We start from the raw sequence: 12,661 nt of genomic DNA, 5'->3' as shown, positions 1-12,661 counted from the left end.
GTACGGCCACCCAGCGCCACGCCGAATCCACGCCGCCCCGGGCCTACCCCGCGACGCGGGCGGCCCGTCCCGGCCGAAACGCGGCCGCCGGGCCGCCGCCTGCCCTCACCGGCGGATCGCCGGACCGCGATTCCACCAGAGGGAAAGGCCGACCGCCGCGCTGACCAGCAACGTACCGAGCAACAGGAACCAGACGCTGATCTCGACGTTCTGCTTGGTGAGCCCGAACTCGCGGGGCAGGTCGCCGAGGACGTCGGTGAGCTGTTCGGCGTCCGACGCCTTGAAGTAGCGTCCGCCGGTGAGGTCGGCGACCTCGGTCAGCGCGTCTTCGTCGATCTCCCGATTGCCGCCGCCGCGTCCGCCGCCGCCCCCGCCGAAACCACCGCCACCGAAACCGCCGCCGGTGAACGCCGAGTCGCCGCTGACCTGTTCGGCGGTACAGACCATCTGCTGCGGGTTCGTGGTGCCGAACCCGATCGTGTAGACGCGCAGCCGACGGGCCGCGGCCTGTTCGGCGGCGGTGACCGGGTCGACGCCCGTGGTGTTGGAGCCGTCGGTGAGGACCACGATGGTGTCCGGCTCGTAGTCGGTGCCGGTGCCGTCCGGGATGGTCCCGTTCAGCTCGACGCCGGTCGCGGCCACGTCCGGGTTGATCTCGGCGATCGCGTCGATCGAGGTGAGGATGGCCTGGCCGATCGCGGTGCCACGGGCGGTCTTGAGGGTGTCGATCGCCTCCAGCAGCGGGTCCTTGTCGGTGGTCGGCGGGACCAGCAGACCGGCGATGCCGGAGAAGGCGACCAGGCCGATCTTCGTGTCGCCCTCCTGCGCCTCGACGAACTCGCGAGCCGCGTCGACGGCCACGGCCAGCCGGTTCGGGGCGATGTCGGTGTTGCACATCGATCCGGACACGTCGATGGCCAGCAAAATCGTGGTGTCGTTGGACGGGACCGCGACCGACGCCTGCGGCCGGGCGATGCCACCGGCCAGCGCGACCAGCCCGGCCAGGAACAGGTAGACCGGGATCCGACGGCGCCACGCGGTACGGCCGGGCAGCGCGGCCCGGATCAGGGCGATGCTGGACACGGTGACCGCGGTCCGTTTGCGGCGCCGGTTGAACCACCAGCGGGCGAGTAGCAGCAGCGGCACCGCGAGGACCGCGGCCAGCGCCCAGGGCCAGCTCAGCGACATCAGACGATCCTTCCGTGCCAGCGGACGCCCAGCAGCCCGCCGAGTGTCAGGAGCAGCAGCGCGGCCGCCGCGAATCCGGCGGTCAGCTCGATCGGCTCCTTCTCGGTGGTCAGGCGCAGGTCGATCGACTTGGTGCTGTCGGTCAGCGCGTCCGCGTCGCCGGCCTGCTGGTACGCCCCACCGGTCACCTGCGCCACAGTGGTCAGCAGTGTCTCGTCCAGCGCGGTGCCCAGCTGGAAGCCGTCGACCTCGACCGTCGCGCCCTTGGCGGTGCCGACGCCGACGGTCTGGATGCGGACCCCGGCGGCCGCGGCGAGCTCCGCGGCGGCCTGCACGTCGGGCCCGCCGGTCTCCTCACCGTCGGAGAAGACCACGATCGTGGCCGACGGCCAGTAGCCGAGGTCCTGGGTGGTCGGCGCCTGGCCCTCGGCCGGGAGGCTCACCGGTTTGCCGGTGATCGTGCCGAGCGCGACCAGGATCGCCTGCCCCAGCGAGGTGCCACCGCTGGGGGTGACCCGCCCGATCGCGGCGACCGCGGCCGCGTGGTCGTCGGTCGGCGCCTGGGTGAGCAGCGCCTGGTCACCGAAGACCAGCACACCGACGTCGACGCTGTCCGGCTGGTCGGTGACGAACGCCTTCGCGGCCTCCTGTGCGGCGCCGAGCCGACTGGGGGCGACGTCGGTGGCGGACATGCTGTTGGAGATGTCGAAGGCGAGCAGCACGGTGCCGGCGACCCGGGGCACGGCGACCTCGGCCTGCGGGCGGGCCAGGCCGACGAGCATGACCGGGAGGGCGGCCAGGAGCAGCCCGTACGGCAGGTGCTGACGCAGTCTGCTTTTCTGCAGGGTGGCGAAGCCGGCCTTCTTCAACGCGTCGGCCCGTTTTCGCTGGAGGGCCACGTAACCGGCGACGGCCGCGGCACCGACCAGGACGGCCACGCCGATGACGGCCGGGTAGAGGAAGGTCACCGGCGCCTCCGTCCGGAACGGCGGACCATGTCGACCAGGGTGGCCAGCATGTCCTGGTCGGTGGTGATCCGGTGGGCGTCGACGCCGGCTCTGCGCATGCCGGCGGCCAGCTCGTCCTCGCGGGCGCCGACCTGCTCGGTGAGGCGGGCGCGCAGCAGCGGGTCACTGGTGTCGACGAGGAGTTGCTCGCCGGTCTCGGCGTCCTCGACGAGGATCAGGCCGAGGTCGGGCAGTTCGAGTTCGGCCGGGTCGACGACGCGGATGACGACCACCTCGTGGCGGTGGGTGAGCTGGGCGAGCGGGCGGTCCCAGCCCGGGTCGCCGATGAAGTCGGACATCACGAAGACGAGGCTGCGGCGCTGCGCGGTGGTCGCCGCGGCCAGGCGCAGCATCCCGGCCAGATCGGTGGTCTTGTCCGATTTTTTCGTGACTTCGGCGGTGGTTTCGCGGGCGATGCGCAGCACCTGGTCTCGTCCGGTGCGCGGTGGAATGACCTGGTGGGACTGATTGTCGAACAGGATCGCCCCCACCCGGTTCCCACCCTGGGAGATCAGCCGCGCGATCACCACCGCCAGATCCGAGGCGGCCGACTCCTTACCGGCCCCGAACCTCATCGACGCCGACCTGTCGATCACCATCCAGGCGGTCATCTCGCGGTCCTCGGTGTACTGCCTGACGAACGGCTCGTCCAGCCGGGCCGTGACGTTCCAGTCGATGTGCCGGACGTCGTCCTCCGGCGTATACGCCCGCAGGTCGGTGAAGTCGAGCCCGGCGCCGTGCCACACGGTCCGATAGGAGCCCTGCAGGCGCCCGTCGAGGCGGCGTCCGAGTTTCCACTCCAGGCGCCGCAGCAGCCGGTCGGGGGCGGTGGTCATCTACCGGCCCGGCCCGCGGGTTCCGGGAACGACAGGTTCGCCAGGATCTTCGCGATGATCAGGTCGGCGGTGACCTCATCGGACAGCGCCTCGTAGGAGAGCACGAGACGGTGCCGCAGAACATCGAGGGCGAGATCGCTCAGATCCTCCGGTACGACGTACTCGCGCCCGCGGATGTAGGCCAGCGCCCGCCCGGCCAGCACCAGACTGATCGACGACCGTGGGCTGGCTCCGAAGGTCACGTAGCGGGCCAGATCGGTCAGCCCGACCCGGGCCGGGTCGCGGGTGGCGTGGGCGAGGTTCACCGCGTACTCGATCAGGGACGGGTCGACGTAGACCTTGTCGACCTCCTCCTGGAGTGCCGCCAGCGTGACCGGGTCGATGATCTTCTGGATCGCGGCGGCCCGCCCGAGCGCCCGCTCGACGACCACGAACTCCTCGGTGACGCTCGGGTAGCCGACGACCACCTTCATCATGAACCGGTCGACCTGCGCCTCGGGCAGCGGATAGACGCCCTCGTTCTCGATCGGGTTCTGCGTGGCCATCACCAGGAACGGACTGGGCAGCTTGTGGGTCTCCCGGCCGATGGTGACCTGCCGCTCCTGCATCGTCTCCAGCAGCGCGCTCTGCACCTTGGCCGGCGCCCGGTTGATCTCGTCGGCCAGTAGCAGGTTGGTGAAGACCGGGCCGAGCTGCACCTGGAACTCGCCGCTCTGCTGGTTGTAGACCCGGGTGCCGACGATGTCGGCGGGCACCAGGTCGGGGGTGAACTGCACCCGGTGGAAGTCACCGCCGATCGCCTCGGCCAGCGATTTGACGGCGAGCGTCTTGGCCAGCCCCGGCACGCCCTCGACCAGGATGTGCCCGCGGGCCAGCAACGCCACGATGAGCCGTTCGAGCAGGTTGTCCTGGCCGACGATGGTCTTCTTGACCTCGTACAGCACCTTTTCGATCGGGCCGGCGGAGGCGGGCGGGGCGTCGGTCCAGCTCATGTGTCCGTCACTTTCGTTAACTCAGAGGGGAGGCGACTGGCCGTCGCCCTCGCCGGTGCCGCCGAGGGCCGCGCCGATCGGGACGGCGAAGCCGATGCCGATGAAGGTGCCGGCGCCGCTCGGGTTGGCCAGCGCGATCACGATGCCGACCACCTGACCCCGGTCGTTGATCAGCGGCCCGCCGGAGTTGCCCGGGTTGACCGCCGCGTCGAACTGGATGAGGCCCTCGATGTCGGCCTCGCCCTGATCACGGTCGAGCACCCGCTCCAGACCGGAGACGACACCGCTGCTGGTGCTGAAGGTCAGACCGAGCGGGTTGCCGATCGCCACCACGTCGTCGCCGACCCGGCTGCCGCCACCGAGCACCGCCGGGACCAGCGTCTCGGGCAGCTTGGCCGGCGTGAGGGTGGCGATGTCCCGCGCCGGATCCGCACTGGCCGACTGGGCCGCCGCCTTCGTCCCGTCGGCGTAGGTGAGCTCGATGCTCTCCGCGCCGTCGACCACGTGCAGGGCGGTCAGGATCGTGCCGTCGGCGTTGGCGATCACGCCGGTGCCGGTGCCGGCCTCCAGACGGTTCTGCGAGTCGTGCCCGGTGGTCCGGATCAGCACCACCGACGGGGTGAGCGCCTGATAGATCTCGGCCACGGTGAGCGGCGCGTCGGACGCGGAGGGCGAGGCCGAGGGGCGAGCCGCGGCGGGCGCCGGGTCGTCACCCCCGCCGCGCACGGCCACGAGCGCCGTGATCACCACGGCCCAGATCACGATCGCCCCGATCAGCGCCCTGCGGCGCAGCTCAGGAGTGTTCCACCGTCTCTTCGGCTCCTCCGGGACGGGCTCCGGCGCGACCGGACCGTCCGGGCGGAGCACCGTCATCACGATGCGACCACCGGACTCTGCATTCATCGACCCTAGAAGCGTTTCCTAGGAATTCGCCATGAGACTTCTGATGGTTTCCGGGACGCAAAATCCGCCACAGCTTCATGAATCTGGCATATCGCCGCCTTGTCGACACTCGACGGCGGGAACGCATGCGGGGGCGGCACCGTGACAGTGCCGCCCCCGAAACGTGCGTCAGGCCAGAACGGTGACCTTGCCCGAGTCCAGGTCGTAACGGGCTCCGACCACCTTCATGTGCCCGGCCTCGACCTTCTCCCGGATGATGTCGCTCTGCGCCAGAACGGCCGCGACCTGCGCCTTCACGTTCGCCTGGACACCGTTCTCGACGGCCGCGTCACCGTCGCCGGCGTACGGCCCGACGATCGGGGTGAGGGCCTCGACGATCGACTGGATGTGGCCGGGCGCCTTACCGCCGGTACGCACACAGCCCTGGGTGGCCGCGACCGCGCCGCAGCGCTCGTGGCCGAGCACCATGACCAACGGCGGCACGAACTCCTCCGCCGCGTACTCCATGCTGCCCAGCAGCAGCGGGTCGACCGCGTTGCCGGCCACCCGGTTCACGAACAGGTCACCGACACCCTGGTCGAAGAGCAGCTCCGGCGCGACCCGCGAGTCGGCGCAGCCCAGGATGATCGCGAACGGGTGCTGCCCCTTGGAGACGACCCCGATCCGCTCACGGCTCAGGTGCGGGTGCTTGCACTTGCTGGCGACGAAGCGCTTGTTGCCGGCGAGCAGGTTCGCGAGGACCGCGTCCGGGGTCGGTCCGGCGTCGGCGGCCATCGCGGCCGAGGACCCGAGACCGCCGAGGGCGATCGATCCGGCAACGGCACCGCCGGCACCGAGGAAGAAACGGCGGTTGAGCTTCGACTCGAGCAATGGACTCTCCTGAACATTCCGGCGGCTGGTTACGCCACGACTGTTCGGCCCGCCCGGGCCGCAACGAAGGGGTGCAACCGAATGCCTACCGACGGCTACCACTCGGTAACGCGAGTGCGTAGCGTGGCCCGGAGGAGGGGGTATGTGATGAGCACGAACGTCTCGGAGAAACAGGCACGGCAGACCGCTGAAGCCGCTCGCGAGTCCGAGTGGCGCCAGCCCAGCTTCGGTAAGGAACTCTTCCTGGGCCGCTTCCGTCTCGATCTGATCCACCCACGGCCGGCTCCCGCGCCACGGCCCGAGTTCCTCGACCACCTGGCCGACTACCTGCGCTCCGAGGTGGACGGCGCCCGCATCGAGCGGGAGGCCCGGATCCCCGACGAGGTCTTCCACGGCCTCGCCGAGCTCGGCGCCTTCGGCATGAAGATCGACCAGGAGTACGGCGGGCTCGGGTTGTCCAATCTGCACTATTGTCAGGCGCTCACGATGACCGGTTCGGTGAACGCCGCGGTCGGCGCCCTGCTGTCGGCACACCAGTCGATCGGTGTGCCGCAGCCGCTGAAGATGTTCGGCACGCCCGAGCAGAAGAAGGCGTTCCTGCCCCGGCTGGCCGCCGGCGAGGTGTCCGCGTTCCTGCTGACCGAGCCGGACGTCGGCTCCGACCCGGCGCGGCTGGGCACCGTGGCCGAACCGGTCGAGGGCGGTTTCCAGCTCAACGGCGTGAAGCTGTGGGCCACCAACGGCACGGTCGCCACCCTGCTCGTGGTGATGGCCCGGGTCCCGGAGAAGGGCATCACCGCGTTCGTGGTCGAGGGCGACTCGCCGGGCATCACGGTGGAGCGGCGCAACGCGTTCCTCGGGCTGCGCGGCCTGGAGAACAGCGTCACCCGGTTCCACGACGTGTTCGTCCCGGAGGCGAACGTGATCGGCGGCCTCGGCAAGGGCCTGCGGATAGCGCTGTCCACGCTGAACACCGGCCGACTGTCGCTGCCGGCGATGTGCGTCGGCGCCGGCAAGCGGGCGCTGGCGATCGCCCGGGAGTGGTCGGCGGACCGGGTGCAGTGGGGCCGTCCGGTCGGCTCACACGAGGCGGTGGCCAAGAAGATCGCGTTCATCGCGGCGTCCACCTACGCCATGGAGTCCATGCTGGACCTCTGCTGCCTGATCGCCGACGACGCGCGCAACGACATCCGGATCGAGGCCGCGCTGGTCAAACTGTTCGCCAGCGAGATCGCCTGGCAGGTCGCCGACGAGCTGGTGCAGATCCGCGGCGGCCGCGGCTACGAGACGGCCGAGTCGTTGACCGCTCGCGGCGAGCGCCCCTCGGAGACCGAGCAGATCCTGCGTGACCTGCGGATCAACCGGATCTTCGAGGGCTCGACCGAGATCATGCACCTGCTGATCGCCCGGGAGGCGGTGGACGCGCACCTCGCGGTGGCGGGCGACATCATCGACCCGGAGGCCGATCTCGGCCGGAAGGCCCGCGCGGGGGCGCGGGCGGGGGCGTTCTACGCGCGGTGGCTGCCCACTCTCGCGGTGGGTCAAGGGCAGAATCCGACGGGGTACGGCGAATTCGGCCCCCTGGCGGCGCATCTGCGGTACGTGGAGCGCACGTCCCGCAAGCTGGCCCGGTCGACGTTCTACGCGATGTCCCGCTGGCAGGGAAAGCTGGAGCGTAGGCAGGCGTTCCTGGGCCGGATCGTGGACATCGGCGCGGAGTTGTTCGCGATGACCGCGGTGTGCGTGCGTGCCCACGCCGAGCGTGCTGACCGTCCCGAGGGCCGCGAGCTGGCCGATCTGTTCTGCCGGCAGGCCCGGCTGCGTGCCGAGGCGAGGTTCGCCGACCTGTGGGACAACACCGACCGGCTCGACGTGACGGCCGCCGAGCGGGTGCTGTCCGGCCGCTACGCCTTCGTCGAGGAGGGCGTGATCCACCCACCGGCGGACGCTCCGTGGGTGGCCCCGTGGTCGCCCGGTGCCAGTACCGCCGAGGACGTACGGCGGCGCCTGAGATGACGAACGTCCCCGGGCCGATCGGCCCGGGGACGTCCTGGGTCAGCTGGTGACCGGTTCCCCCGGCACGATGAACAGCGGTTTCCACGGATCATCGGGGCTGATCGGGTACTCGGTCGACGGGGCGTCACCGGTGCTGGTCCAGCGGGCCTCGTACGGCAGCCCGTCGAACATCACCTTCTGTCCGCGTACGTAGATCGTCTTCGGGTCCCACTCGTCGGTCACGCCGGTGACCGTGGGACTCGGCGACGGCGCCACGTCGGTCGAGGTCACCGGGCCGATCACGGACCACGGGGTGGGTGTGGTGGAGTCACCGCCGGCCGACGGGTCGGTGCCCTGGTTGGCCCACTTCGCCTCGTAGACGACACCGTGCCAGACGACCTTGTAGCCGCGCACGTACTGGGCGGTGAGACGCCACACCGGGTAGGGGCTCTTCGCCGGGTCGTCGGTGATCGACGACTGCGCCGGGATGGTCACCGCCTCCCGTCCGGAGCTGCCCACGATCGCGCCCGGCAGGTCGGCGAACACCTTGGAGAAGGCCAGCTTCTCCTGGGAGACGCCACTGCAGGTGTTGGAGTGCACGACCACGTTGGTGAAGGTGCCGGTGCACGGGGCGTCCCGGTTCAGCGACCACATCGACACCCGGCCGAGGCCGTTGTCGACCGCGAAGGCGGCCAGCCCCTGCGCGTCGGCGACGGTGAACCGCTCGGCGTCGATGTCGTTCTGCCCGATCATCGGGGTGGCGCCGATCCGCGACCACACCTCGGGCCCGGTCAGCTGCACGCCGAGCCGCAGGTAGAGGTCGGACAGCTGCTTGTGGGTGGCCTTCAACGCGCTGATGCCCATCTCGAGCATGTCCGGGCTGGAACCGCCGGTGCCGTAATCCATGATCATCGGGTTGACGCCGTCCAGCGCGACCCCGCCCTCCAGCGTGGTCCGCACCGCGGCGACGCCGTCGGCGGTGAGACCGTCCGGCGTGACCGGGAGGGTCAGCCACACGCTCAGCGTCTCGCCGGCCGCCTTCCGCTCGGCCTGCAGGGTCGAGAGGGCGGTCGCGCGGCGCTTCAGGGACGCCTGGTCGGCGACGGCGGTCCCCTCGATGTCCAGGTCCAGGGTCTTCAGGTCGTAACGGCGCACCAGCTGCCGGTAGGCGTCAGTCAGCCGGGCCTGGTCGGTGCAGGCCACCGCCAGCTCGGTGTTGGTCAGGCCACCGACGCTGAGCATGATGTCGCCGCCGGCCGCGCGCAGCTGCTCGATCCGCCGGTCCAGCTCCAGCGACGCGGCCGCCTCGTCGGGCGTGTAGGCGCCGCCCCAGCTGGGTGCGCACCCGTCCTCCGGGTCGGCGACCACGAACGCCAGGGCCACGTCGTTGGCCGGGTTCACCGCCGGGTCCTGGAACTCGAACGTCGGGGTGAGCGTGACGTCGACGTACGGCACCGCCCACGACTTGGCCGCCGGTCCGGCGGTGTCCCGGTAGTGGATCACCGCGGCCGCGCCGCCCCCGCCGATCCCGGCCACCAACAGGATCAGGAAACCGAGCCGCAGCCAGGACAGCTTCTGCACCGGCGCCTCGGGTTCCTGCCAGTCCGGATCCGCGAGCGGATCGTCCGGTTCCGGCCGCGCCAAGGGGGTGGCGGTCTGCATGGTGGGCCTCTCGGTCGCGGGTCTTCGTCGGCTCTCGAATCGGCAGGTTCCGGCCGCGCTGAAGGCAACCGGCCGGAAACCTTCAAGCGACCGGGCGTACCGGCCGATGGTGCCGTTCGACGGGCACCGGCGGAAACGCGCCGGGACCGGCGTCCCATCCCCAGTGAGAGGCCATCCCACATGCAGCGCAAACCGGTGGAGCAGCGCCGGCCCGACACCCCACGGCAGTGGGGCGCGGACCGGCGGACGGCACCCCACCCGCTGACTCCGCCGCCCGTCTCCGAAGGCCGGATCGCCCGTGGGCGGCTCGCCATCGTCCTGACCATCGCGGTCTGGGCCTGTTACATCGCCTACACGGTGTTCGAGCAGTTCATCGTGGGCAAGGCGAGCAGCCCGAAGCTGGTCGTCGAGGCGATCGTCTACATGCTGGTGGTCACCGCGCTGATGGGCTCGGCGATGGCCTACCTGATCACCCGGATCGGGTTCTTCTACCGCAGCCGGGCCCACCACCGGGCGCCGCGGATCGCGCTGGACCCGTTCCTGGCCGGACCGACCCCGACGGTGACCGTGCTGGTGCCGTCGTACCAGGAGGACGAGCGGGTCATCCGGACCACGCTGCTGTCCGCGGCGCTGCAGGAGTACCCGGGGCTGCGGGTGACGCTGCTCATCGACGACCCGCAGCAGCCGAAGACCCGGGCCGCGCGCGACCTGCTGCTCTCCGCCCGTGCCCTGCCCGGCGCGATCGAGTCCGAGCTGGCCGTGCCGTTCGCTCGCGCGCAGGCCGCTTACGACCGCTTCGAGGCCGGCCTGAACGGCGTCGCGACGGTCGCCGACATGCGGGATCTCGCCGCCGAATACCAGTCCGCGGTGGGCTGGCTGTACGGCCTCGGGCATCGCCAGGAGATGGTCGACCACACCGACACGTTCTTCGTCGAGCACATCGTCAACCGGCTGGCCGGTGACCTCGGCACCATCTCCGAGGCCCTGGAGCGCGGCGCCGCCGAGGAGGCGGTCCTGCCGGTCGAGCGGATCGTGCAGCTCTACAAGCGGCTGATGGCGATCTTCGACGCGACGGTGACCAGCTTCGAGCGCAAGCGGTACGTGTCGCTGTCGGCCGAGCCGAACAAGGCGATGAACCTGAACAGCTACATCGGCCTGATGGGCGGCAGCTACCAGGAGGTGAGCACCCCGATGGGAGTCGCCCTGGTCTCCGCCGGGGCCGGCCGGGCCGAGGTGACCATCCCGAACCCGGACTACGTGCTCACCCTGGACGCCGACAGTGTGCTCCTGCCGGAGTACGCGCTGCGCCTGGTGCACCTGATGGAGCAGGGCGCCTATGCACAGTGCGCGGTGTCGCAGACCCCGTACAGCGCGTTCCCCGGAGCGGCGACCCGGCTGGAGCGGATCTCCGGCGCCACCACCGACATCCAGCACATCGTGCACCAGGGTATGACCCACTATGGTGCGACGTTCTGGGTCGGCGCGAACGCGGTGCTGCGCAAGAAGGCACTCGACGACATCTGTGAGGCCACCTACGAGGGTGACTGGGAGATCAAGCGGTACATCCAGGACCGCACGGTCATCGAGGACACCGAGTCGACGATCGACCTCGGGGTGCACGGCTGGACGCTCTACAACTACCCGGAGCGGATGGCCTACAGCGCCACTCCGCCGGACTTCGGTTCGCTCGCCATCCAGCGGCAGCGCTGGGCCAACGGCGGCCTGCTCATCCTGTCCCGGCTCAAGGACCAGTTCCGGGCCAAGACGGCCCGCGGGCAGAAGAACCGCTTCGGTGAGCTGTTCCTCCGGGTCAACTACATGGCCTCCATCTTCTGGAGCTCCATCTGCCTGGTGATCATGCTGGCGTACCCGTTCAACGCCGACCTGCTCAACCCGGTGCTGCTGCTGGTGTCGGTGCCGTACTTCATGATGATGGCGGCCGACCTGAAGTACGTCGGCTACAAGCGCATGGACATCTTCCGGATCTACGGTTTCAACCTGATCCTGCTGCCGGTCAACCTCTCCGGCAGCTTCGCCTCCATACTCCAGCTGCTCACCGGCGAGAAGAGCCAGTTCAAACGTACGCCCAAGGTCCGCAACCGGACGACCGCGGCGACCACCTACCTGCTCGCCCCGCTCGCCCTGATCGCGCTCTGCGCCTACACCGTGGTCCGCGACGTGCAGCTGGGCCAGTGGGCGAACCTGGTCTTCGCGGTGATCAACCTGGTTCTCGCCTCGTACGCGATGATCGCCTTCGTCGGCCTCGGCAACACCGTGGTCGACCTGCTCACCCACCTGAAGGGTTGGCTGTACCGCCCGGTCCAGCCGAAGAAGTCCCGTTCCACCGCCGCCGCGAAGCCGGTACCGGCCGGTCACGGCGAGGGCCGCGCGATGGCCGGCGCGATCGGCGACTGGGCTTCGGTGCTGCACTACGGCGCCGAGGGCAACTCCCCCGGCATGGTCGCGGTCCGGGCGTCCCAGGCCGCCGCCAGCCGCCGTGGTGTCCGCACCCCGCAGTCGTCCAGCTCGTTCGAGGAGTACACGTTCTTCACGGTGTTCCAGCCGATCTTCGAGCTGGAATCGGGTGAGGTGGCCGGTTACGAGGCGCTGACCCGGTTCGCCGACGGCAGCAGCCCGCACCAGGGGCTGGCCGACGCGCAGGAACAGGGCCGGCACATCGACCTGGACGCCGCGCTGGTCCGGGCCGCGATGGCCTCGGCGGTGTCGCTGCCGGAAGGCACCTGGCTCGCGGTGAACGTCTCGGCCGGGCTGCTGCGCCGGCCCCGCGAGCTGGAGCAGTTGGTCGCCGAGAGCGACCGGCCGATCGTCCTGGAGATCGACGGCGCCGAGCCGGAGGACCTCATCGACCTGCCCGCCGGGGTACGGATCGCGGTCGACGACGCCGGTGCCGGCTACGACAGCCTGGCCCGGATGGAGTCGCTGAAACCGGCGTTCCTCAAGCTCGGCCGCAAGTCACTGGACGGGGTGGAGACCGAGGGCGCCCGGCGTGCGTCGATCCGGTCGCTCGTCGAGTTCGCCCGGGAGAACGGCTGCACCGTGATCGCCGAAGGGATCGAGTCGGCGCCTCAGCGGGATGCGCTGGCCGCCTGCGGCGTACCCCTCGGGCAGGGTTTCTATCTCGGCAAACCGGTGCCGGTCGAACGCGCCCTGGCCGACGCGGCCGGTCGCTGACGAGGAAATGGGCCTC

Annotated in this window: 9 protein-coding genes; 2 read left to right on the top strand and 7 right to left on the bottom strand. The window is 70.4% G+C overall.

Annotation, left to right across the window (positions count from 1 at the left end; all coding sequences use genetic code 11):
• Positions 1–105: 105 nt before the first annotated feature.
• From Q0Z83_RS51125 to Q0Z83_RS51100, 6 genes are all read right to left on the bottom strand, one after another.
• Positions 106–1,188, bottom strand: coding sequence for a VWA domain-containing protein (locus Q0Z83_RS51125; protein WP_317790808.1), 1,083 nt, complete (start codon positions 1,186–1,188; stop codon positions 106–108).
• Entirely contained in the window at positions 1,188–2,156 is a 969-nt protein-coding gene (locus tag Q0Z83_RS51120; protein WP_317790807.1) for a VWA domain-containing protein, read from the bottom strand. The genes Q0Z83_RS51125 and Q0Z83_RS51120 overlap by 1 nt, the downstream gene beginning before the upstream one ends.
• Positions 2,153–3,031, bottom strand: coding sequence for a DUF58 domain-containing protein (locus Q0Z83_RS51115; RefSeq protein WP_317790806.1), 879 nt, complete (start codon positions 3,029–3,031; stop codon positions 2,153–2,155). The genes Q0Z83_RS51120 and Q0Z83_RS51115 overlap by 4 nt, the downstream gene beginning before the upstream one ends.
• Positions 3,028–4,023, bottom strand: coding sequence for an AAA family ATPase (locus tag Q0Z83_RS51110; RefSeq protein WP_317790805.1), 996 nt, complete (start codon positions 4,021–4,023; stop codon positions 3,028–3,030). Before Q0Z83_RS51110 ends, Q0Z83_RS51115 begins: the two co-directional genes overlap by 4 nt.
• A 21-nt stretch (positions 4,024–4,044) precedes the next feature.
• A complete protein-coding gene (locus Q0Z83_RS51105) occupies positions 4,045–4,896 on the bottom strand; it encodes a S1C family serine protease (protein WP_317790804.1) in 852 nt (283 codons plus the stop codon).
• Positions 4,897–5,094: 198 nt separating this feature from the next.
• Positions 5,095–5,796, bottom strand: coding sequence for a carbonic anhydrase (locus tag Q0Z83_RS51100; RefSeq protein WP_317790803.1), 702 nt, complete (start codon positions 5,794–5,796; stop codon positions 5,095–5,097).
• Between the two features lie 147 nt (positions 5,797–5,943).
• Between Q0Z83_RS51100 and Q0Z83_RS51095 the strand changes: the two genes are divergently transcribed.
• Positions 5,944–7,812, top strand: coding sequence for an acyl-CoA dehydrogenase family protein (locus tag Q0Z83_RS51095; RefSeq protein ID WP_317790802.1), 1,869 nt, complete (start codon positions 5,944–5,946; stop codon positions 7,810–7,812).
• A gap of 39 nt (positions 7,813–7,851) precedes the next feature.
• On the opposite strand, the gene Q0Z83_RS51090 is transcribed toward Q0Z83_RS51095, so the two are convergent.
• On the bottom strand, positions 7,852–9,453 hold the full coding sequence (locus Q0Z83_RS51090) for a chitinase (protein ID WP_317790801.1): 1,602 nt from the start codon (positions 9,451–9,453) through the stop codon (positions 7,852–7,854).
• Between the two features lie 180 nt (positions 9,454–9,633).
• Here Q0Z83_RS51090 and Q0Z83_RS51085 point away from each other — a divergent pair, with 180 nt between their 5' ends.
• Positions 9,634–12,645, top strand: coding sequence for an EAL domain-containing protein (locus tag Q0Z83_RS51085; protein ID WP_317790800.1), 3,012 nt, complete (start codon positions 9,634–9,636; stop codon positions 12,643–12,645).
• Positions 12,646–12,661 lie beyond the last annotated feature (16 nt).

Source organism: Actinoplanes sichuanensis, assembly GCF_033097365.1.
GTDB lineage: Bacteria > Actinomycetota > Actinomycetes > Mycobacteriales > Micromonosporaceae > Actinoplanes > Actinoplanes sichuanensis.
This window is presented reverse-complemented; position numbering and strand designations above follow the sequence as displayed.

Bases quoted from the DNA above. Each gene is read 5' to 3' on its own strand.
- Q0Z83_RS51085 (WP_317790800.1), top strand. From the start codon at position 9,634: ATGCAGCGCAAACCGGTGGAGCAGCGCCGGCCCGACACCCCACGGCAG.
- Q0Z83_RS51105 (WP_317790804.1), bottom strand. From the start codon at position 4,896: ATGACGGTGCTCCGCCCGGACGGTCCGGTCGCGCCGGAGCCCGTCCCG.
- Q0Z83_RS51125 (WP_317790808.1), bottom strand. From the start codon at position 1,188: ATGTCGCTGAGCTGGCCCTGGGCGCTGGCCGCGGTCCTCGCGGTGCCG.
- Q0Z83_RS51110 (WP_317790805.1), bottom strand. From the start codon at position 4,023: ATGAGCTGGACCGACGCCCCGCCCGCCTCCGCCGGCCCGATCGAAAAG.
- Q0Z83_RS51090 (WP_317790801.1), bottom strand. From the start codon at position 9,453: ATGCAGACCGCCACCCCCTTGGCGCGGCCGGAACCGGACGATCCGCTC.
- Q0Z83_RS51115 (WP_317790806.1), bottom strand. From the start codon at position 3,031: ATGACCACCGCCCCCGACCGGCTGCTGCGGCGCCTGGAGTGGAAACTC.
- Q0Z83_RS51095 (WP_317790802.1), top strand. From the start codon at position 5,944: ATGAGCACGAACGTCTCGGAGAAACAGGCACGGCAGACCGCTGAAGCC.